Origin of the sequence: Hymenobacter arizonensis (assembly GCF_900115775.1) — a bacterium.
GTDB classification, from domain to species: domain Bacteria; phylum Bacteroidota; class Bacteroidia; order Cytophagales; family Hymenobacteraceae; genus Hymenobacter; species Hymenobacter arizonensis.
On the sequence record NZ_FOXS01000002.1, the window covers coordinates 1,130,671 to 1,151,195 of the forward strand.

Below are 20,525 nucleotides of genomic sequence, written 5' to 3' on the forward strand. Positions count from 1 at the left end.
CACCCGAGGATGAATCGAACTATCAAGAAAGTTGCCGTGCTGGGCTCCGGCGTCATGGGTTCACGCATTGCCTGCCACTTCGCCAACATTGGCGTGCAGGTGCTGCTGCTCGACATAGCTCCCAAAGAGCTGCTGCCCGATGAAGAGAAAAAAGGCTTGAAGCTGGAGGCCCCAGCCGTGCGCAACCGCATTGTCAACGCTGCCCTGCAAGCTGCAATCGTTTCCAACCCCTCGCCACTCTACCGCAAAGCCGACGCCAGCCGCATCAAAACCGGCAACTTCGACGACAACCTCAAGGACATTGCCGGCTGCGACTGGACCATTGAGGTAGTGGTTGAGCGCCTCGATATCAAAAAGGGCCTGTTTGAGCGCGTGGAGAAGTTCCGCAAGCCCGGCACCCTAATCACCAGCAACACCAGCGGCATTCCGATTCACCTGATGACGGAGGGCCGCTCCGACGACTTTAAGAAGCATTTCTGCGGCACGCACTTTTTCAACCCGCCGCGCTACCTGAAGCTGCTCGAAATCATCCCGACGCCGGATACCGACGCCGCCATCGTGGATTTCCTGATGCACTACGGTGACCTGTATTTGGGTAAAACCACGGTACTCGCTAAAGACACTCCGGCTTTCATCGCCAACCGCGTGGGTGTGTTCGCCATTATGGACGTGCTGCGCATTATGCAGGAGCTGGGCCTGACGGTGGAAGAAGTGGATAAGCTCACCGGCCCAGTGATTGGCCACGCCAAGTCGGCTACCTTCCGTACCTCGGACGTGGTAGGTTTGGATACGCTGATGAACGTGGCCAACGGCCTGGCGCAGGGCCTGCCAAACGACGAAGCCAAAGACGTATTCGCGCTGCCCGAGTTCCTCAAGAAAATGGGCGAGAACAAGTGGCTCGGCGACAAAACCGGCCAGGGCTTCTACAAGAAGGTCAAAGGCGAAGGCGGTAAGTCGGAAATCCAAGCGCTGGACCTGAACACGCTGGAATACAAGCCGAGCGCCAAGGTGAAATTTGCCACGCTGGAGCTGACCAAAACCATGGACGCCTTGGCGCCGCGCTTCGCGATGTTGGTGACAGGCAAGGACAAGGCCGGCGAGTTCTATCGCAAGAGCTTTGGCAGCCTGTTCGCCTACGTGACCAACCGCATTCCCGAAATCACCGACGCGCTTTATAAGATTGACGACGCCCTCCGCGCCGGTTTCGGCTGGGAAATGGGTCCGTTCGAAACTTGGGACGCTCTGGGCGTGCAGAAAGGCGTAGAGCTGATGCAGGCCGAAGGCAAAGAGCCGGCTGTCTGGGTTACCGAGATGCTGGCCGCTGGCCACACCACGTTCTACAAAGTGAACGAGGCCGGGGTGAAGGAATACTACGACGTGGAGTCGAAGAGCTACCAGCCCATCCGCGGTGTTGAGAACTTCATCATCCTCGACAACCTGCGCACCACCGGTAAGGTGCTGTGGAAAAATGCCGGCGCTTCGGTTATCGACCTCGGCGATGGCATCCTGAACGTAGAGTTCCACTCCAAGATGAACTCGCTGGGCCAGGATGTAATCCAGGGCTTGCTGAAGGGCATCGATATGGCCGAAGCCGGCTACCGCGGCCTGGTGATTGGCAACGACGGGGCGCAGTTCTCGGCCGGTGCCAACCTGGGGCTGGTGTACATGCAGGCGCTCGAGCAGGAGTTCGACGAGCTGAACATGATGATTGCGCAGTTCCAGAATGCCATGATGCGCATGCGCTACAGCAGCATACCGGTAGTGGGTGCGCCGCACGGCCTCGCGCTGGGTGGTGGCTGCGAAGTCAACCTGCACTGCGACCTCGTGGTGGCTGCCGCCGAAACCTACATGGGCCTGGTGGAATTCGGCGTTGGCCTGATTCCGGCCGGTGGCGGCACCAAAGAAATGACCTTGCGCACGGCCGCCAAGTACGAGGAGGGCGAGCCTGAGCTCAATCTGATTCGGAACACGTTTGTCACCATCAGCACGGCCAAGGTTTCAACCTCCGCAGCCGAAGCATTCGACTTGGGCTTCATGCGCCGGGGCGATGAGATTGTGGTGAACAGCAACCGCGTGATTGCCCAGGCCAAAGCAGCTGCCATTGACTTGGCCGATGCCGGCTATACCCAGCCGGTACAGAAAACCAACATTAAGGTGCACGGCAAAGGCGCGCTGGCCATGTTCAAGACGGGTGTGTACGCCATGAAAGAAGGCCGCTACATCTCGGAGCACGACCAGAAAATTGCCGACAAGCTGGCCTTCATCATGTGCGGTGGCGACCTGAGCGCCCCCACCGAGGTGAGCGAGCAGTACCTGCTGGACCTGGAGCGCGAAGCCTTCCTCAGCCTCTGCGGTGAACGCAAGACGCTGGAGCGGATTCAGAGCATCCTGACTACCGGCAAGCCGCTGCGTAACTAATCAATTTGTCATGCTGACGAAGGAAGCATCTTATCACGGCTGCTTTTGTTAGCTTTTCATAAACCAAGTGGCGCGAGCGTGATAAGGTCCTTCGCTGCGCTCAGGATGACAATCAAAACTAAATGTCTAACAACACAGCATATATCGTTGCCGGCTACCGCACGGCCGTGGCCAAAGCGCCCCGCGGCGGTTTCCGCTTTACCCGCACCGACGACCTCGCGGCGGAAATTATCAAGCACCTTGTGGCCTCCGTGCCGGCTCTTGACCCGGCCCGCGTCGACGACGTGATTGTGGGCAACGCCGTGCCCGAGGCCGAGCAAGGCCTGCAAATCGGCCGCATGATTTCGCTGCTCTCCCTGCCCATGAACGTATCGGGCATGGTAGTGAACCGCTATTGCGGCTCGGGCGTGGAAACCATTGCCATGGCCGTGAACCGCATCAGCGGCGGCATGGCCGACTGCATCATTGCCGGCGGCGCTGAGAACATGAGCATGGTGCCCACTGTAGGCTGGAAAACGGTGCCCAATTACAACCTGGCCACCAAGTATCCGCAGTACTACCTCGGTATGGGCCTGACGGCCGAAGCCGTGGCGCAGGAGTACAAAATCAGCCGCGAAGACCAGGACCAGTTTGCCTACGCCTCGCACCAGAAGGCCGTGAAGGCTATTCAGGAAGGCAAGTTTAAGAGCCAGATTCTGCCCATTACGGTAGAGGAGACCTACGTTGACCAGGCCACTGGCAAGAAGAAAAACCGCTCTTTCGTGGTGGATACCGACGAAGGCCCGCGCGCTGATACTTCGGTAGAGGCCTTGGCACGCCTGCGTCCCGTGTTCGCCGCCAATGGCAGCGTAACGGCTGGCAACTCGTCGCAGACTTCCGATGGCGCGGCCTTCGTACTCGTGATGTCGGAGCGCATGGTGAAGGAACTGAACCTGGAGCCCATTGCCCGCATGGTGACTTATGCCACTGAGGGTGTGGACCCCCGCATCATGGGCATGGGGCCGGTGAAAGCCGTGCCGAAAGCTTTGAAGCAAGCCGGCATGAAGCTCGACGACATTGATTTGATTGAGATGAACGAGGCTTTTGCTTCGCAGTCCATCGCCGTGATGCGCGAACTGGGCATGAACCCGGACAAGCTGAACGTGAACGGCGGCGCTATTGCCTTGGGCCACCCGCTGGGCTGCTCGGGCGCCAAGCTCTCCATCCAATTGTTTGATGAGTTGCGCGGCCGTGGCCAGAAGTACGGCATGGTAACCGCCTGCGTAGGTGGGGGCCAGGGCGTGGCTGGCATTTACGAGTTGCTGAAGTAATTCACAAGTGCTGCTATATTTTGCAGGCTCAGTTTGACAGATGCTGGTTGCAGCTTTTGTGCCGTATACAAATTGATTGTCTGAGAACTAGCAGCCGTAACTAGTCGTTATACTAAAAGCAGAAAGCCCCGCTCATCCGGGGTTTTCTTTAACCAAAGTAGTAGGCGTGCCTAACAAATTCGCCTCAATTCGCTTAACTTTACACACCCACTCCTAACCTAGCCAACGTCATGGAAGTAACGCAGCATGCGCCCCTTAAAGGCGGCGAATTCATTATTAAACCCACTGATTCGCAGGACGTCTTTACGCCGGCCGATTTCACCGAGGAGCAGAACTACATGCACCAGACCTGTCTGGACTTTGTAGCCACCGAAGTGCATCCGCTGCTAGAGCGCCTCGATAACCACGAAGAAGGTCTCATGCGCGGCCTGATGGAAAAGGCGGGCCAATTGGGTCTGTTCGGTGTGAGCGTGCCCGAGCAATTTGGTGGTCTGGACATGGACTTCCCCACCGCCCTGCGCGTTACGGAAGGCGTGGGCGGCGGCCACTCGTTCCCAGTAGCTTTCGCGGCCCACACGGGCATCGCGCTGCTGCCCATTCTGTACTTCGGCAACGACGAGCAGAAGGCCAAGTACCTGCCCGGCCTCACCAATGGCGAGCTGATGGGCGCGTACTGCCTCACCGAGCCCGGCTCCGGTTCCGACGCTCTGGGTGCCAAGACCAAAGCTGTCCTCAATGCCGAAGGCACGCACTACGTGCTGAATGGCCAGAAAATGTGGATTACGAACGCCGGCTTTGCCGATGTGTTCATCGTATTTGCCCAGATTGACGGCGACAAGTTCACCGGCTTTATTGTGGAGAAGAACACGCCCGGCCTGAGCCTCGGCAACGAGGAGCACAAGATGGGCATTCAGGGCAGCAGCACCCGTCAGGTATTCCTGGCCGACGCGCTGGTGCCCAAAGAGAACGTGCTGGGTGAGATTGGCAAAGGCCACCTCATCGCCTTCAACGTGCTGAACATTGGCCGCATTAAGCTGGCTGCAGCTTGCCTGGGTGCTACCAAAATGGCGGCTACCCTGAGCGTGAAGTATGCCAACGAGCGGGTGCAGTTCAAACTGCCGATTTCTAAGTTTGGCGCCATCCGCTACAAGCTGGCACAGCAGGCCATCCGCATCTACGCTGTTGAATCGGCTATCTACCGCGCTGGTTCCGATATCTACCGCATGGAGCAGCAGCTCATGGCCGAAGGCAAAGGCTCCAATGAGGCCCTGCTCGGCGCCGCTCGCGAATTCGCTGTAGAGTGCGCTATTCTGAAAGTAGAAGGCTCGGAAGTGCTTGACTACGTGGTAGACGAAGGTGTGCAGGTATATGGCGGCTACGGCTTCTCGGCCGACTACCCCATGGACCGCGCTTACCGGGATTCGCGCATCAACCGCATTTTCGAAGGCACCAACGAAATCAACCGCCTGCTGGCCGTTGACATGATTTTGAAGAAGGGCCTGAAAGGCGAAATCGACCTGATGGGTCCGGCCCAGGCCGTGCAGCAGGAGCTAATGAGCATTCCGAGCATGAGCCAGGACGAGGAAAGTGGTTTGTTCAGCAAGGAGTTTAAGACTATTGCCAACCTGAAGAAGGCCATTCTGATGGTGGCCGGCTCGGCCGTGCAGAAATTCACTGCCACCCTTGCCAAAGAGCAGGAGTTGCTGATGAACATTGCTGACATGTCCATCAAGGTATACATCGCCGAAAGCACGCTGCTGCGTGTGGAAAAAGAAGCTTCTGCTAAGGGCGAAGAAGCCTTGTCAGTAGAAGCTGACATGGCCCGCGTATACCTAGCCGATGCCATTGACATTGTAGAAAAAGCAGGCAAAGACGCAATCGGCAGCATGGCCGAAGGCGACGAGCAGCGCCTGTTGCTGATGGGCCTGAAGCGCTTCACTAAAGCCGAATTGCTGAACGTGAAGGAAGCCCGCCGCCGCGTGGCTGCCAAGCTGATTGAAGCCAACGAGTACGCTTTCTAAAGCACTGGTTTTTCAAATTTGACAAATTAGTCGGGTTTTGTAAGCGTAAAAAAGGCCGCTCCTGATTTCAGGAGCGGCCTTTTTGGTTGCTATGCAGATACCGTTACTTGAGAAAGCCAGCAACTGATGCCCGCCAGCGAGCGGGGTTGTTGCGGACGTAGCTTTCGTGCTTGGCAGTAGGGTAGGTGACGAGTTGCTTGGGACCGCGGATGGCGGCATAAATGGCCTCGGTTTCCTGGCGCGTCACGCGGGGGTCTTGTTCGCCCCACTGCAGTAAGGTTGGCACGCGCACGGCGCGGGCATAAGCCACGGCGTCGTGGTTGAAGCCCCAAAAGCCGTTTTGAAGGCTGCCCGTAAACACGATGAGGTGGGCCAGTGGCTCCTCGGGCTTGTTCAACGAGCGGAGTCGGCCCTTGGAAGCATCAATCAAGCTGGCGAAAGGACATTCCAAAATCAGGCCCTGCGGCTGCATGGTGGGAAATTGCTTGATGCCACGCAGCACACTCACGGCGCCCATGCTGGTGCCAAAGAGGTAGATTTTCTGATTAACGTTTTGCCTAAACACCCAGTCGTACGCGGCTTTCACGTCTTGAGCTTCCTCGTAGCCGACAGAGGTATAGTTTCCTTCGGAGGCACCGGAGCCGCGAAAATCGACTTGTAGGGTGCTGAATCCTAGTTTGCGGAAGCTTTTTGCTTCGGTATCGAGCCCTCCGCGCTGGCTGTGGTAGCCATGAAACAACGCGACCGTCCCCCTGGACTTATCTACGGGCACGTACCATGCCGCCAGATGGGTGCCATCGGCAGCCGTGAAGGTTACGTCTTGGTACACGGTGTCGGGGGCCGGTCCATCAATGGGGCGGCCGTTGGGCACACCCAGTAAAGCATACTTCGCCATTGCCAGCGCCGATGGTGGGCCGGGAGGCAACCTGTCGCCCGCTACGTCGAAGTGGGTAAAATGGTAGGCTTGATTAAACAGCACGAAGCTGCAAAGCGCCAGCAGGCCGGCCAGTGCCCAGGCAATGCGCCCTGTCCAATTCCGCTTTCTTTTGATGGGTTGCATGGGTTACTTTACCACTATTTTTTCGAGCTGCAGAGCCGCCGATTTCTTGCTGGGCCGGCTCACGCCAATAATGGTTTTCTCGCCCAGCCACGCGGTGAAGTCCTTCACGTAGGCAAGCTGCTGGTCGTCGGCAACGTTAAGCTTCAGTCGTTCGGGCTGGCTCACCACGCCTGTTTGGGCATTGATGCGCCGCAGGTAGAGGTCCGATTTTTTGTTGATGTTTTCCAGCGTCACCACCTGAATGGTGTTATTGAACACGGCTGCCCGAAAGCCGATGCCCGTATAGGCGTCCACGGCTGGGGCCACTTGTTTTTTGGGCACGATGCTGTGCCAAGTAGGCTGACCAAACTCACTGTAACCAAACACATGCAGCTCGCGGGCATGCACCGGAGTGCCTTCTCCGCCCTCTTCAAAATGCTTCTCCGCAATTACGACCAGCTGTTTGTCTGCTGTCAACAGCAACTCGCTTAGGTAGACGTCCTCTAGGCGCTTTACTTCCACTCCGTTGGCTTTGCCCACCTCAGCTAGGTAGGCAGGAGTGAAGCGGAATTCCGGCGAAAATTTCATGTCCCCAGTGCCACTGAAGTCGTATTTCACCACCTTCAGGCTATAATATTCGCCGCTTTGGTAGTCGGCGCACAGCGCCGCGGCATACAGGCTGCCATCGTTCAATACCTTAAACTTGGCATCGCGTATCGTCACCGCCTTGCCGCCATAGGTTCCCCCAACCGGAACCCCCAATACTTTAATCTCGGTAGACTTGCCCGCTGGGTACCGCCGTACGGTTAGTTTGGTCATGCGGTCGCTAACCAGGGTCACGTACTGAGTGCCATCGTTGGCCACGTGAACAGCCGGGGAGAAGAAGTCGCCCAGTGCGTGAAAGTCGTAGGTCTTGTCTTCCAGCTTGGCTAGGTTCTGGTCGAATAAGGTGGCAGCAATGCTTTTCACTTGCTGCTCGCGGGTATAATAGCGGAAGGCCAGCAGCCGGGTACCATCAGGCGAGATGGAAACTCCGGGCCGCCGGTCACGGGCGGGCACGGCTATCACCGTTTTGGCTGCGCCTTTTTGACCGTTCTGTAAGTTCACCGCCACCACGTTCAGCTTTTGGCCGCTTTCCTCTTTCTGATGAATCACCACCAGGGCTTGCTGCGGTCCGCGGCCAAAAGCTTCAAGAGTTTCATCGGGGCCCACTGGAATAGTGGTGCTCCATTGTTTTTTGAGGTCAGCATCGTAACGCTCCACGGCATAGCCGCCCGCGCTTTGATGCGCCAGAATGACAAAGCCCGAGCCGTCGGCTAAGGGAAGGGTTTTGTTTGGCACCCGCATATCGTAGCGGTCGGCGCCTTGTTCGGGCAAATAACTGAAAGGGGTAGACTTCACTTTTTGCGCCAGTGCCGGGGTGGCCAAACTTAGGAGTGCGCTTCCCATCAAGCCTGTCAGCAACGCTCGGTAAAGCATAGGTTCTAATTTTTTTTAATTGTGCTATAATACCGGGTTCATGCCCCGGTTGTGCCCAAAAGTACCCACTATCGACTGAGCTTTAATTAAAAGATGCACTATAAACAGTACCAACCTCAAGCCACCTAACAAAAAGATGTTTTAAGCATAACACTCCTGCTGTCACTTTCGTACATAGACCCCGTTTACTTTGTGTCTGCAAGGAGAAGTGCAATAAGGCTGATGCCAAAATCTGGATAACTAATTGCTAATCAGCTTATTGCAATTGTATAAGAAATTTTTATCTGGTCTTTCACACATTTTGCCTACCCAAAACTTAGTCCTTCGTACCTTTGCCGAAGCATTAGGTTATAATATCATGAAATCTCTTTTCAAGTTTACGCTATTATTTGCGCTCATCGTCAGTGGCAAACTTGCTAAGCAGCCAGCTGCTGCTGCTATGGCAAAGAATGCAGAAAGCAAGCCTGCAGCTGATACCTCGATGGTTTTTGTCAGCCAGATGATTCCTGCTCAATCGGTCAAACCGGCCCACGCAAAAGCCAAGACCCGGCAGACAGGAACTGACCTAATAGCAAACCTATTTTAATAATTCCCTCGACTTTTTCGGAAGTCTTTTTTTTGCCCGTACCTCTAGCAACCCGTCTGTTAGCTAATTCGGCTCCAGTTTACGGCTGTAGCCGGTAAGCTCTCAATGTGGCGCCGGATGTTCGCATTGGCAGGTTGCTCCAGGTTGGGGTCGTCGGCCAGAATGGCCTGAGCCGCTGCCCGGCTTTCACTCAGGATGCGGCCGTCTTTGGCCAGGTCAGCAATCAGCAAGTCTAGCACGCCGCTTTGTTGCGTGCCCATCAGGTCTCCAGGGCCGCGCAGCTTAAGGTCGATGTCGGCAATTTCGAAGCCGTTATTGGTTCGCACCATGGTTTCGAGCCGAGTGCGGGCGTCTTTGCTCAGCTTAAAGCCCGACATCAGGATGCAATAGCTCTGGTCGGCGCCGCGGCCCACGCGCCCGCGCAGCTGGTGCAGTTGGGAAAGGCCGAACCGTTCCGCCGATTCAATTACCATCACTGAGGCGTTGGGTACGTTCACGCCCACCTCAATCACGGTGGTCGCCACCATAATCTGGGTTTCCTTCTTGATGAAGCGTTGCATTTCGAAGTCTTTCTCTTCGGCCTTCATGCGCCCGTGCACAATGCTGATTTGGAACTCCGGGAAAGCCCGCGACACGCTTTCGTAGCCATCAGTCAGGTCCTTATAGTCCATCGTTTCCGACTCCTCAATCAGCGGGTACACGATGTAGGCCTGTCGGCCCAACTTCACCTGGTCGCGGATAAATTCAAAGACTTTCAGGCGGTTGGCGTCGTAGCGGTGCACCGTCACGATGGGCTTGCGGCCGGCGGGCAGCTCGTCAATCACACTCACGTCGAGGTCGCCGTACAGCGTCATAGCCAAGGTGCGCGGAATGGGCGTGGCCGTCATGACCAGCACGTGTGGGATTACGTGGGGGTTTTTCTGCCACAGCTTCGAGCGCTGCGCTACGCCAAAGCGATGCTGCTCGTCCATGATGGTCAGGCCCAGGTTGCGGAACTGCACCACGTCTTCGAGCAGGGCGTGGGTACCCACCAGCATGTGCATGGTGCCGTTGCGCAACGCCTCGTGCAGCACGCGCCGCTCGGCGGTGCGGGTGCTGCCCGTGAGCTTGCCAATGTGAATGCCCAAGGCATCGGCGTACACTTTCAGGCCGGTGTAGTGCTGGTCGGCCAGAATTTCGGTGGGCGCCATGATGCAGCTCTGAGCACCGTTATCGGCAGCCATCAGCATCGCAATGAAGGCCACGATGGTTTTGCCCGAGCCCACGTCGCCCTGCAGCAAGCGGTTCATCTGCTGCCCGGCACAGAAGTCTTTATAAATATCGTGGATGACCCGCTTCTGTGCGCCCGTCAGGTCAAATGTGAGGTGATTTTTATAGAAATCAACCAGGGTAGGCACTTGATTGAAAATCTGTCCGGCCAAGGTCACCTTGCGTTGGTCGCGCTGCCGCAGTAGCTTGAGCTGCACGTAAAACAGCTCCTCAAACTTCAGCCGGAACTTGGCAGCGGCCAGCAACTCTGGACTCTGCGGAAAGTGAATCTGCTGCAAGGCCTGGGGCTTGCTCATGAGCCCGTAATGCTCAATCAGGGCCGGCGACAGCGACTCTACTACGTGCGACTGCGCCAGTTTCAGCAACTCGGCCACCATGCGCATGATGGCCTTGCTGTCGACGCGGTGATAGTTTTTTAGTTTCTCCGAGGTGTTGTACACCGGCTGCAGAAAGCTCTGACCGGGTTTGGCCTCAGTCACTTCTTCCAGTTCGGGGTGGGCCATCTGGGGCCGGCCGTTGAACATCGTCGGCTTGCCAAAAACGATGTACTCCTGGTTGTTTTTGGTGTACTGTTGCACCCACTTCACACCCTTAAACCACACCAACTCCAACTCGCCGGTGCCATCGCCCACCTTGGCGGTGAGGCGCTGCTTCGGGCCTTCGCCTACCAACTCCTTATTGCGCAGCATGCCCTTCACCTGCACATAAGGCAAGTCGTCGTGCAAATCAGCCACGTTGTAAACCTGCGTCCGGTCGAGGTACCGGAAAGGGTAGCGCTGAATCAGGTCGCCGTAGGTAAACAAGCCCAGCTCTTTGCCCAGCAGCTGGGCGCGCTGGGTACTGCCCACGGTGCGCAGAAACTCAAGCCGGGTGTTGAAGAAACTCATTTAACAATTAACACTTATCATTTAACAGTAAGCAACCTCTTATCAATCAACGGGCCTGAATTGGCAGCACCCTTGCTTTCCTGCGAAAGCTGTTAAATGTTAATTGATAAATGGCAAATGATTAGCGGTAGCGCAGCGTATTTAGCATCCGCACCATGTCTTCCTTCACGTACTCAATCACAGGCGCTAGAGAGTCGTTGGCTGTTGCCGTGCGGAAGTACAAGGCTCCGCGCAGGAAGTGCTTAGTGCTGTCCGTGGTATAGAACTGAAACTGGCTCGGAACCTCGCCCTGCAGCTCAAACACGGAAGCGCGTAGCCCGTTTGGGGTCTTCAGAATGCGCTCATCAATGGCCGTGGCCTTGATTTCGTGCTTGCCGGTCAGCTTGCGGGCATCCTCCATCATCTTGTTATAGAGGCGGCGGTCGCGCTGCACATCCATATAAGTAATCTGCACGTTGGCATTCAGCTTGGGGTAGTACACGTTCAGCCAGTGCGGCTGAGCCATGTAAGACGAGTCGCGCTTAATTACCGCTTCCTTCGAGATTTCAAAAGAGTAAGGATGGTCGCCTGGAAGAAGCTGGTAATGGTGGGGCGGCAAGTCGATGCGATTATATCCCTTGGGCTTGGGCGTAAATTCCGGAGCCGAAGAACAGCCTGCCAGCACGACCAGCGCCACAACCGCCAAGGAAATCTTTTTCAGTAGTAATGCCACGTAGTTTCTGCTAGTGATGCGACGCCAACATCATGGCCGGCGTGCCAGGTATCAAAGGTAACCTTTGGCCCGTGCCAGTCGCAACGAAAAAAGCCCCGGGCTAGTGCCGGGGCTTTTTCTGAGAATCGTTAATTATCGACTAAAAGGGGAGTTTGTCGAGCTCAGGTTCGTGGCGGAAGGTCTGTTGCGGTTCGGCAGCTGCCTGACCGTTGGCATCAGAGCCGGCAGCTCCGGTGCCTTGCGGACGGCCGCCCAGCATCGAAATCTCATCAGCGATGATTTCCGTGATGTAGCGGGTTTGCTGGTCCTTATCCTGGTACTGGCGAGTGCGCAGTTTGCCTTCAATGTATACTTGCTGCCCCTTTTTCAGGAATTTGTCAGCCATGTCGGCCAAGCCGCGCCACGCCGAGATGTTGTGCCACTCGGTGCGCTCTACGCGGTTGCCTTGTTTGTCTTTGTAATAGTCATTGGTAGCGAGGGTAAAGTGAGCCACGCTCACGCCACCTTCCAAATGCCGCACCTCAGGGTCTTTGCCCAGGTTGCCTACCAATATTACTTTGTTCACTCCGGCCATATTAATGCACGTTAGGAAATACAGAATCGAAAGAGCCACTCGGCTTTTCTTGCATTAAAGATAAGGCATTAAATTGAGTATTGCTAATATTTTACTAAAAATAAAAGCACGATTAACTAATATGAATGGGATGATACGAGTCAGATATTCTGGCTGCAATAATTAGCAATAAGCTTGGGCTTGGGCAATGCCTCAATCTCATCGGCAGAGTAGGCCCGTAGGCCTAAATCGCGAAGGGTGCTGGCCGGCAATGGCTGAGCTAAAGTCATGGGGTGGAAGCGCGCCTCCAGCTTCTGATGGCTTAGCACGTGGCGGTAAGCTGCGCTGGGCTCCGCGGCCTGGCTGGTATCGAGGCGCGCACCCAAGGCGTCGAGGTGGCGCACGAGTTCCGCAGGGGGCAATTCCGCGACGGTGGTTTCGGTCATGGCGAAATCGTAGAGGCCTTGCCAGATGTCTTTTTCGCGCCGTTCGCGCAGATAGGTTTGCTCGCCGTGGCGCAGCACGAAGTAATGAAAGTAGCGCGTGCGCGACGCTTTGGCTTTGCTCTTCACCGGCAACAGCGCCACTTGCCCGTGCTGAAACGCCCAGCACTGGCTTTGCAAAGGACAAAAGAGGCAGTCGGGCTTTAATGGAGTGCACTGGATGGCACCGAACTCCATGATGGCCTGATTAAAATCAGCGGGCGTGCTGGCTGGAATGTGCTGGTCGGCCAGGGCCTGAAATTCCTTGCGCGAGCTGGGAGCGGCGATATCGGAATGCAGGCCGAAGATGCGGGCCAGCACGCGGTACACGTTGCCATCGAGTACGGCCACGGCTTCATCAAAAGCAAAGGAGGCAATGGCGGCTGCGGTGTAGGGACCTACGCCGCGCAGCTGCAGCAAGCCCGCGTAGGTGCTGGGAAATTTCCCTCCGAACTCACGCACTACCTGCTGGGCGGTATGGTGCATGTTGCGAGCCCGCGAGTAGTAGCCGAGCCCCTGCCAGTAGCGCAGAACCTCGGCTTCGGGCGCTGCCGCTAACTCCTGCACCGTAGGGTAAGCCGCTAGAAAGGTGTTATAGTAGGGGAGGCCCTGTGCCACACGGGTTTGTTGTAGAATTACCTCCGATAGCCAGATGGCGTATGGGTCGCGGGTATGGCGCCACGGCAGGTCGCGGTGATGGCGGGGGTACCAGGCCAAAAGGGCGGCTGCCAGAAAGGAAGGCCGGGGAGTTGTGTTGGTCAAAATTTTGAAAGCGAATAATTTGAGTCCAGAACTTGTTTCGTGGTTCTGGTTGGTAAAACAAAAAAAGGAGGCTACCTTTGTGGCCCCAATTCAAGGGCGAACCGCCTACCGGGCAAGGGCTTACGCTGGAATGCGGGATTTTTTTGCCTAAAAACGTAATTTTTTTAACCACATAAGGACCATACCAACGTGACTAAAGCTGAGGTAATCGCCGAAATCTCTACGAAGACCGGCATCGAGAAAGCAGATGTATTGATGACTGTTGAGGCTTTCTTCAAAGTCGTGAAAGATTCAATGACGGAAGGCAACAACATTTATGTACGCGGCTTTGGCTCGTTCGTAAACAAGAAGCGCGCCCGTAAAGTAGCCCGCAACATCTCGAAAAATACGTCGCTCATCATCGAGGAGCACTATATCCCGAGCTTCAAGCCGTCGAAGACTTTCGTGGCTAAAATCAAGAACAGCAAGAAGGTGAAGTCCGTTGCTGCTAAAGCCTAAATTATCTGGCAATAGGCGGTAAATAAAGTGCACAGTAGCGAGCTTTCTGAACACTTATTTGGGTTATTACTGTTACGCAATCGGGCAACCGACCGGGACCCCCAGCTACCTACTATCAGATAATGAATTACCGGCCGCGCCGCCGGTGTCTTTTCCGCAAGGGGAAGCCCGGCGGCCGGTTTTTTTCAGCCCATGGCCACTACTAGCTCAGCTTCGCATCAATTGGTTGTCCTCGCCGCCTCGCTTGCGTTGGTGGGAGGACTTTACGTATTGCCCAAAGGCATCGTTAAGCCAAAAGAAAGCCGCTCTGAACTGAACAAGGACGCTGCTAAAACGGCCAACCGTGATGGCGGTGGCTTCAAAACCAATGGCTCCAAAACCGAGGCTTCCTCGGGGCCGGTGCCGGCTACGGCTATCGACAACGGCGGTGCCCATTCTGACGACGACGGCCACGACCACGGTCCGTCAGCTCCGGAAGCCGCCCCGCACACCAGCGCCACTTCCGCCCAACGGCAGGAACTGGCGCGTTTGCTCAGCCAGTATAAGGCAGCGCCTAATGCGGCTGCGCAGTCGGCAACTGCTATCACGTTGGCCCGTCGCTACGAAGCCGTAGAGCGCTTTGACAGTGCCGGTTACTACCTCGAGCAGGTAGCGCTGGCCAGCCCAAGCGCTCAAAACTGGCAGCGGGCAGCCGATGCTTACTTCCAAGCGTTTAGCTTTGCGGCGTCGGAAGAGCGGGTAAAGCTGCTGGGCGGCAAGTCCCGGGAGCTTTATGCGAAGGTGTTGCAGAAAGAGCCGGGTAACCTCGACGCTAAAACCAACCTCGGCATGGCCTACATGGCCTCCGACAACCCCGTGCAGGGTGTAACCATTCTGCGCGAAGTACTGGAAGCGGACCCCCGCAACGAGAAAGCCCTGTACAACATGGGCATTCTGGCGGTGCAAAGCAACCAGTACGATAAAGCCGTGACACGCTTCAAGGACTTGGTGAAAGTCAATCCGAAGAACGTGAACGGACAGTTTTACCTCGGCGTAGTCCTGGCCCGTACCGGTGCCAAGGAAGAAGCCAAAGCGGCCTTCCTCACCGCCAAGAGCCTGAGCCCTGACCCGGCCCTGGCGGCTTCGGTCGACGAGGAAGTTGCCAAATTGAAGTAGCTACAACCCAATCAAACACCAACTTAACCCCCAAGCATCATGCCCTGCGGTAAAAAAAGAAAGCGTCATAAGATTGCCACTCACAAGCGTAAGAAGCGCCTGCGCAAGAATCGCCACAAGAAGAAGTAAGCCTCACGGGGCGTAGCGGCGGCCGGCAGTTTTCCTAACGGGAAAGGAGCCAGCCACCTATCTCTCACGTAGCCTCCTGGGTGTGGCCGCGTTGGGTGCTTTTCCCGTGGCTCGCGAGGGAAGCCAGAACCATCGGTTCTGGCTTCCCTTTGCCAGTTTCGGGGTAGTGCTGCGGTTACATTTTGGCAGGTTACCTTAACTAAATCAATGCTTTGAGTAATGAATTAGTGATTAATTCTACTCAGGAAGGCGAGCGAATTGCGTTGTTGCAGGACAAGCGGTTGATTGAATACCACTTCGACCGCAACGACACCAATTACTCAGTAGGCGACATCTTCCTGGGCACCGTGAAAAAGGTGATGCCTGGCTTGAACGCGGCATTTGTGGACATTGGCTACGAAAAAGACGCGTTTCTACACTACGGCGACCTCGGCGAGCAATACAACTCTTTCACGAAGTGGGTACGCACCGTTCAAAGCGGCCGGGCCGGCACTGCCGGGCTGGAGAAATTTACGTTTGAGCCTCCGCTTGAAAAAGTAGGCAAGGCCGAGAGCGTATTTAAGAAGGGGCAGCAGCTGGTGGTGCAAATCATCAAAGAACCCATTTCGACCAAAGGCCCCCGGGTGAGCACCGACATTTCGATGGCTGGGCGCTACTTGGTACTGATGCCGTTTTCGAACACCATCAGCGTTAGTAAGAAAATTGTAAGCAAGGCTGAGCGTGACCGTCTGAAGCGGCTCATCGCCAGCATCAAGCCCGTAAACTTTGGCGTTATCATCCGCACCGTAGCGGAAGGACGTGAAGTAGCCGAGCTTGACAAAGACATGCAAGACATGGTGGCCAAGTGGGAGCAGCTCTACAGCACGCTCCGCACGGCCAAGCCTAACGACAAAGTCCTGGGTGAGCTGGGCCGCACGTCGTCGATGCTCCGCGATATGCTGAACGAGTCGTTCGACAGCATCATGGTGGACGCCCCGACGATGTACGACGAGATGCGGGATTACCTGCAAAAGATTGCGCCCGACAAGCTCGGCTTGCTGAAGCTTCACAACTCGAAGATTAAAATCTTCGAGCAAACCGGCATCGAAAAGCAGCTTAAGACGCTGTTTGGTAAGACCGTAACGGTGCCCGGTGGTGGTTACCTCGTAATCGAGCACACCGAAGCCCTGCACGTTATCGACGTAAACTCGGGTAGCAAGAGCAACCAGGAGAATGACCAGGAGGCTACGGCCCTCATGATTAACCTGCTGGCGGCGAAAGAGGTGGCCCGGCAGCTGCGGCTGCGCGACATGGGCGGCATCATTGTCATCGACTTCATCGACATGCGCTCGGCCGAAAGCCGGAAGAAGGTTGAGGATACCGTGCGCGACGTGATGAAGCTTGATAAAGCCAAGTACACCGTGCTGCCCATCACCAAGTTCGGGCTGATGCAGATTACCCGGCAACGGGTACGGCCAGCTGAGAACATCGTGACCGGCGAGGTGTGCCCCACTTGCGGCGGCACGGGCAAGATTTCGGCCTCCATCCAGGTAACGGACGACATCGACAACAGCATCGATGACTTGCTGGTGAACCAAAACCAGTCAGGTATTACGCTGTCGGTGCATCCGTTCCTGCATGCCTACTACACCAAGGGTCTGGTTTCGCGCCAGATGAAGTGGTACCTCAAGTACTACAAATGGGTGAAAGTAGTGAAGGACAGCAGCCTTGGCCTCACTGATTATCGCATTGAGGACGAGCGCGGCGAAGAAATTCAGCTTCGTTCTTCAGCAGCGGCCATGAGCCGTTTGCAAGACCGTGAGGTTGAAATTGTTGACTAAACAGGACAATAGGTTCTGCTAAAAGAAGGGCCCCGCCGCTTGCACCAGTGCAAGCGGCGGGGCCCTTCTTTTAAGTGCTCGTGCGTAAGTATTTACTCAATCAAAGAAGAGCGCCGTGCAGAGCGCAACTAAGCATCTCGCTCGCATCGTTCAACGATTGAGTTACTACCACACGCGAGATGCTTCGACTGGGCTCAGCATGACGTGCTTCTCAACATCAGTATCTGATTTTTTGGTTAGTACCTAACAAAGCACCCCAAGCGAGCTTAGAATTTGATGCCCAAATCCAGCGCTACGGAGCTGTTCTTGATGGTGATATCTCTGAAATCACGGGTCTTCTCGAAGTAGCGGTCGATGTCTATCAGGCCGCGGTTGTAGCTGATGCCGGCAAAGACCTTTGTGCTTTTGGCTAGCTGAAATTCAACACCCAGGCTGGCCAAAGCATCGGCATCCAAAAACAAAACATGGTCGCTTGCCTTAGTCTCTTGAGCAGTGGCGGGGTCGGTGTAGAACTTGCTGCTGTTGATGCGAGTGCCAATGGGCACGTTTAGCGAGCCGCCCACCTGGAAGTACAGGCGGGTGTCGGGGGCTACCTCGTTGGTGAAGAGTTTTACCGTGAGGGGCGCCTGCAGGTACTGCATATTGAATTTTTGCGTTGCAGTGAAGGGCTGCCCCCCCGAAACATCCCGGTAGGAAATTGTACCGCCTCTGCCATTCAGCAGCAAACCCGTGCTTAGCGCATAGTTTTCACCAAAGAAGTAGTCAACGACCAAGCCGCCACCGAAGCCAAACTGGCTGCCGTCGCTCTTGAAGGCCTTGTCGCTGGGCGACTCGGCCCGCATGCTGTTAATGGAAGGCGATATTTTCAGACCAATTTCAATCTGGGCCGAAGCAGTAGTGATGCTGGCTGCAAAGGCCAACAGGGCAAAGAATAGTTTTTTCATGAGTGGCAGAAAAGTCCATTGGGTCGGGCAACTGCCGACTGCCAATGGGTTTTGGCTAATTTTACCCCAAAGTAACGAGCGTGAATAAGAATAATTTTGCCTGGCGGCGCTGGCTGCCCCTGTTTTTTGGCTTAAGCCTCGGGTTGGGAGCTTGCAAAAGCGGCTCTTCGGACGGGTGCCGAACCGATGCTGCCGCTGATGCACCAGCCGTGCCAGTGCGTGTTAAACACTTGGAGACAAGTTTCTTCAAGGTGAAAACGCCGGCTGATGCGCAGCAGTTTATGGCGGCAAATCCGGCGTTTTCCCGCTACTACTTGCAGCGGCAGCCTGGCAGTGAGCAGCAATTGGCCACTAGCTTAACACAGCTAGCCACCAACGACGCCTTACAGCAGCTAGGCAATGAAACCCGCGCTGCTTTTCCGGACAGTGCCGCACTCAAGCGCGACCTGGGCGAGATGTTCCGTAGGGTGCATCATTATTTCCCCGATTTTAATGCCCCGCCCGCCGCAACCTACGTGAGTGGATTTTTGAGCAAGGACATTTATGTGAACGACAGCTTGCTGGTGTTGAGTCTGGACTGGTTTATGGGCCCCAAGGCCAGCAAGCGTCCTGACTTGCCGCAGTACATGCTGCGCCGCTACACGCCAGCGGGCCTGATGCCGCTACTGGCCCAGAATGTATCATCGAAGTACAACAAGCACGAACTGACCGCCAATACCATGCTCGATGCCATGGTGCACTCGGGCAAGGCCCTCTACTTCGCGAGCCTGATGTTGCCGTGTACGCCCGATTCATTGCTCATGGGCTACACTAGTCGCGAAATGGTAGGGCTGGAGGCTAACGAGCCACGGGTGTGGGGTCACTTCTTGGAAAAGAACCTGCTGTATTCAACTACGCCGTTTCTGTTGCAGAAATACGTGGGCGAGCGGCCCAACGTGCCTGAGATTGATAAGACCTGTCCCGGGCGGGTAGGGCAGTGGGTGGGGCTGCAAATCGTGCGCAAGTACGTGGCCACCCACCCCGATGTGAGTCTGGCCCGCTTGATGGCCGAGAAGAATGCGCAGCGCATTCTCAACGAGTCGCACTATCGCCCTAAAAATCAATGAGCGAATGAGTGAGTGGGTGAATGCGTGAATGAGCGAGACCACTGTTCATTCACGCATTCACCCACTCGCCCATTCGGCCATTGCTCCTCATGCACATCGCCGTTTTCAGCCAGTACCATACTAACCCCGACTGCCCGGCTACCAGCCGGCACTACACGCTGCTGGCCCACATAGCCAAAACGCACCGGGTGACGCTGCTGACTACGCCGGCCTGGAAGGGGCAGCGGCTGAGCCAGGCATACCCCTGGGTGCCGGTTGGCGTGGAATTACGCGAAGCACAAGTGCCGTACGATAACAAGATGGGGCCGGCTCGGCGAGCCTTTGCTTTTGCGCAATATGCGCTTTGGGCGGTTCGCGAAGGCTTACGCATTGACAAGCCCGATGTAATTTGGGGCATTAGCACGCCACTGACGGCGGCGTGGGCAGCGGCCCAGGTAGCGCGCTGGCGCAAGGTGCCATGGGTGTTTGAGGTGCAGGATTTGTGGCCGGCGTTTCCCATTGCTATGGGGGCGGTGCCTACTGCGCTGGCTCGGAAGCAACTGTACCAGTTGGAGAAGCGGCTTTATGACAGCGCTAGGCACATTTTGCCGCTGTCGCCGGATATGACGCGCTACGTGACTGACCTGGGAGTTTCGGCGGGAAAGGTGACGACGGTGCTCAATGGAACGGACCTGGAGTTGGCCGCGTACGCCACTCCGGAGGCAGTGCAGGCACTGCGCCAAGAACAGGGATTGCTGGGGAAGCGCGTTATTCTGTACGCGGGCACCTTTGGGCGCGCCAATGATATACCGACGCTAGTAGCAGCTGCCGAAGCCATGGCTGCCACCGATACGGACGCGGTCTGGCTGTTTCTGGGGCATGGTTATTTTAAGCCGTTGATTGCGGCGGCGGCAGCCCGCTGGCCGGGGCAGATTCGGATGGTGGGTGGGCAGGCGCGGCACGAAGTATTCACCTGGTTTGCGCTGGCTGATGTTTCAGTGGTTTCGTTTCTGGGCTTGCCGGTACTCGATTCAAACTCGCCGGCTAAGCTGTACGATTCGTTGGTGGTGGGGACACCGATTATTGTCACCAATCAGGGGTGGACCCGGGCGCTGGTGGAACAGCACGATTGCGGCTGGTACGTGCCAGCTGGCGATGCTGTAGCGTTGGCTGCGAAACTGCAGGAATTGCTGGCTCAACCGGAAGTGTTGGCGGCGGCTGGCTCGCGTGGGAAACACTTGGCCATCGAAGAATTTGACCGGCAGCTGCTGGCTCAGCGCGTTCAGCAGGTACTCGAAGCAGCTGCTGGAAAAGCATAAGGCGTTGCTGAGCGTTACAGTGTAATATGTAACGTTTTATGCTATATAGTGCCGAGC

The 20,525-nt window shown here is 56.1% G+C and carries 16 protein-coding genes; 9 read left to right on the plus strand and 7 right to left on the minus strand.

Annotation, left to right across the window (positions count from 1 at the left end; all coding sequences use genetic code 11):
* The first annotated feature begins 9 nt into the window (after positions 1-9).
* The 3 genes from BMZ66_RS11185 (at position 10) to BMZ66_RS11195 (ending at position 5,749) form a co-directional block, all read left to right on the plus strand.
* On the plus strand, positions 10-2,418 hold the full coding sequence (locus BMZ66_RS11185; protein ID WP_092672547.1) for a 3-hydroxyacyl-CoA dehydrogenase/enoyl-CoA hydratase family protein: 2,409 nt from the start codon (positions 10-12) through the stop codon (positions 2,416-2,418).
* A 122-nt stretch (positions 2,419-2,540) separates the two neighbouring features.
* Positions 2,541-3,728: an acetyl-CoA C-acyltransferase gene (locus tag BMZ66_RS11190; RefSeq protein WP_092672550.1), complete on the plus strand. Its 1,188-nt coding sequence runs from the start codon at positions 2,541-2,543 to the stop codon at positions 3,726-3,728.
* A gap of 230 nt (positions 3,729-3,958) precedes the next feature.
* Positions 3,959-5,749, plus strand: a complete 1,791-nt coding sequence (locus tag BMZ66_RS11195; protein WP_092672553.1) for an acyl-CoA dehydrogenase FadE — start codon at positions 3,959-3,961, stop codon at positions 5,747-5,749.
* A 103-nt stretch (positions 5,750-5,852) separates the two neighbouring features.
* Here the strand turns inward: BMZ66_RS11195 and BMZ66_RS11200 are convergent, their stop codons facing one another.
* Positions 5,853-6,809 (minus strand): alpha/beta hydrolase, encoded by a 957-nt coding sequence (locus BMZ66_RS11200; protein ID WP_092672556.1) that lies wholly within the window; start codon positions 6,807-6,809, stop codon positions 5,853-5,855.
* Between the two features lie 3 nt (positions 6,810-6,812).
* A complete protein-coding gene (locus tag BMZ66_RS11205; RefSeq protein WP_143080156.1) occupies positions 6,813-8,165 on the minus strand; it encodes a hypothetical protein in 1,353 nt (450 codons plus the stop codon).
* 367 nt (positions 8,166-8,532) lie between these two features.
* On the opposite strand from BMZ66_RS11205, the gene BMZ66_RS11210 reads away from it, so the two are divergent.
* Positions 8,533-8,853 carry a hypothetical protein gene (locus BMZ66_RS11210; RefSeq protein ID WP_143080157.1) on the plus strand — a complete coding sequence of 107 codons (321 nt, stop codon included), beginning with the start codon at positions 8,533-8,535 and terminating at the stop codon, positions 8,851-8,853.
* A 59-nt stretch (positions 8,854-8,912) separates the two neighbouring features.
* On the opposite strand, the gene recG is transcribed toward BMZ66_RS11210, so the two are convergent.
* From recG to mutY, 4 genes are all read right to left on the minus strand, one after another.
* Positions 8,913-11,009 (minus strand): ATP-dependent DNA helicase RecG, encoded by a 2,097-nt coding sequence (gene recG, locus BMZ66_RS11215; RefSeq protein ID WP_092672565.1) that lies wholly within the window; start codon positions 11,007-11,009, stop codon positions 8,913-8,915.
* A gap of 121 nt (positions 11,010-11,130) precedes the next feature.
* Complete coding sequence (gene gldD / locus BMZ66_RS11220) at positions 11,131-11,721, minus strand: gliding motility lipoprotein GldD (RefSeq protein ID WP_234795062.1); 591 nt, start codon at positions 11,719-11,721, stop codon at positions 11,131-11,133.
* A 139-nt stretch (positions 11,722-11,860) separates the two neighbouring features.
* A complete protein-coding gene (locus BMZ66_RS11225; RefSeq protein WP_092672568.1) occupies positions 11,861-12,295 on the minus strand; it encodes a single-stranded DNA-binding protein in 435 nt (144 codons plus the stop codon).
* A gap of 140 nt (positions 12,296-12,435) precedes the next feature.
* The gene (gene mutY, locus BMZ66_RS11230) at positions 12,436-13,518 is read right to left on the minus strand and encodes an A/G-specific adenine glycosylase (RefSeq protein ID WP_234795063.1); all 1,083 of its coding nucleotides are present in this window, start codon (positions 13,516-13,518) and stop codon (positions 12,436-12,438) included.
* A 189-nt stretch (positions 13,519-13,707) separates the two neighbouring features.
* On the opposite strand from mutY, the gene BMZ66_RS11235 reads away from it, so the two are divergent.
* The 3 genes from BMZ66_RS11235 to BMZ66_RS11245 all read left to right on the plus strand — a co-directional run bounded on the left by BMZ66_RS11235 (position 13,708) and on the right by BMZ66_RS11245 (position 17,120).
* Positions 13,708-14,016 (plus strand): HU family DNA-binding protein, encoded by a 309-nt coding sequence (locus tag BMZ66_RS11235; RefSeq protein ID WP_092672574.1) that lies wholly within the window; start codon positions 13,708-13,710, stop codon positions 14,014-14,016.
* Between the two features lie 192 nt (positions 14,017-14,208).
* Positions 14,209-15,171, plus strand: a complete 963-nt coding sequence (locus BMZ66_RS11240) for a tetratricopeptide repeat protein (protein WP_092672577.1) — start codon at positions 14,209-14,211, stop codon at positions 15,169-15,171.
* A 341-nt stretch (positions 15,172-15,512) separates the two neighbouring features.
* Entirely contained in the window at positions 15,513-17,120 is a 1,608-nt protein-coding gene (locus BMZ66_RS11245; protein WP_177204691.1) for an Rne/Rng family ribonuclease, read from the plus strand.
* Positions 17,121-17,386: 266 nt separating this feature from the next.
* On the opposite strand, the gene BMZ66_RS11250 is transcribed toward BMZ66_RS11245, so the two are convergent.
* The gene (locus BMZ66_RS11250; protein ID WP_092672582.1) at positions 17,387-18,064 is read right to left on the minus strand and encodes a porin family protein; all 678 of its coding nucleotides are present in this window, start codon (positions 18,062-18,064) and stop codon (positions 17,387-17,389) included.
* An 80-nt stretch (positions 18,065-18,144) separates the two neighbouring features.
* Between BMZ66_RS11250 and gldB the strand changes: the two genes are divergently transcribed.
* Both gldB and BMZ66_RS11260 read left to right on the plus strand, forming a co-directional pair.
* Positions 18,145-19,170 (plus strand): gliding motility lipoprotein GldB, encoded by a 1,026-nt coding sequence (gldB, locus tag BMZ66_RS11255; protein ID WP_092672585.1) that lies wholly within the window; start codon positions 18,145-18,147, stop codon positions 19,168-19,170.
* 89 nt (positions 19,171-19,259) lie between these two features.
* Complete coding sequence (locus tag BMZ66_RS11260; protein WP_092672588.1) at positions 19,260-20,468, plus strand: glycosyltransferase family 4 protein; 1,209 nt, start codon at positions 19,260-19,262, stop codon at positions 20,466-20,468.
* Positions 20,469-20,525 lie beyond the last annotated feature (57 nt).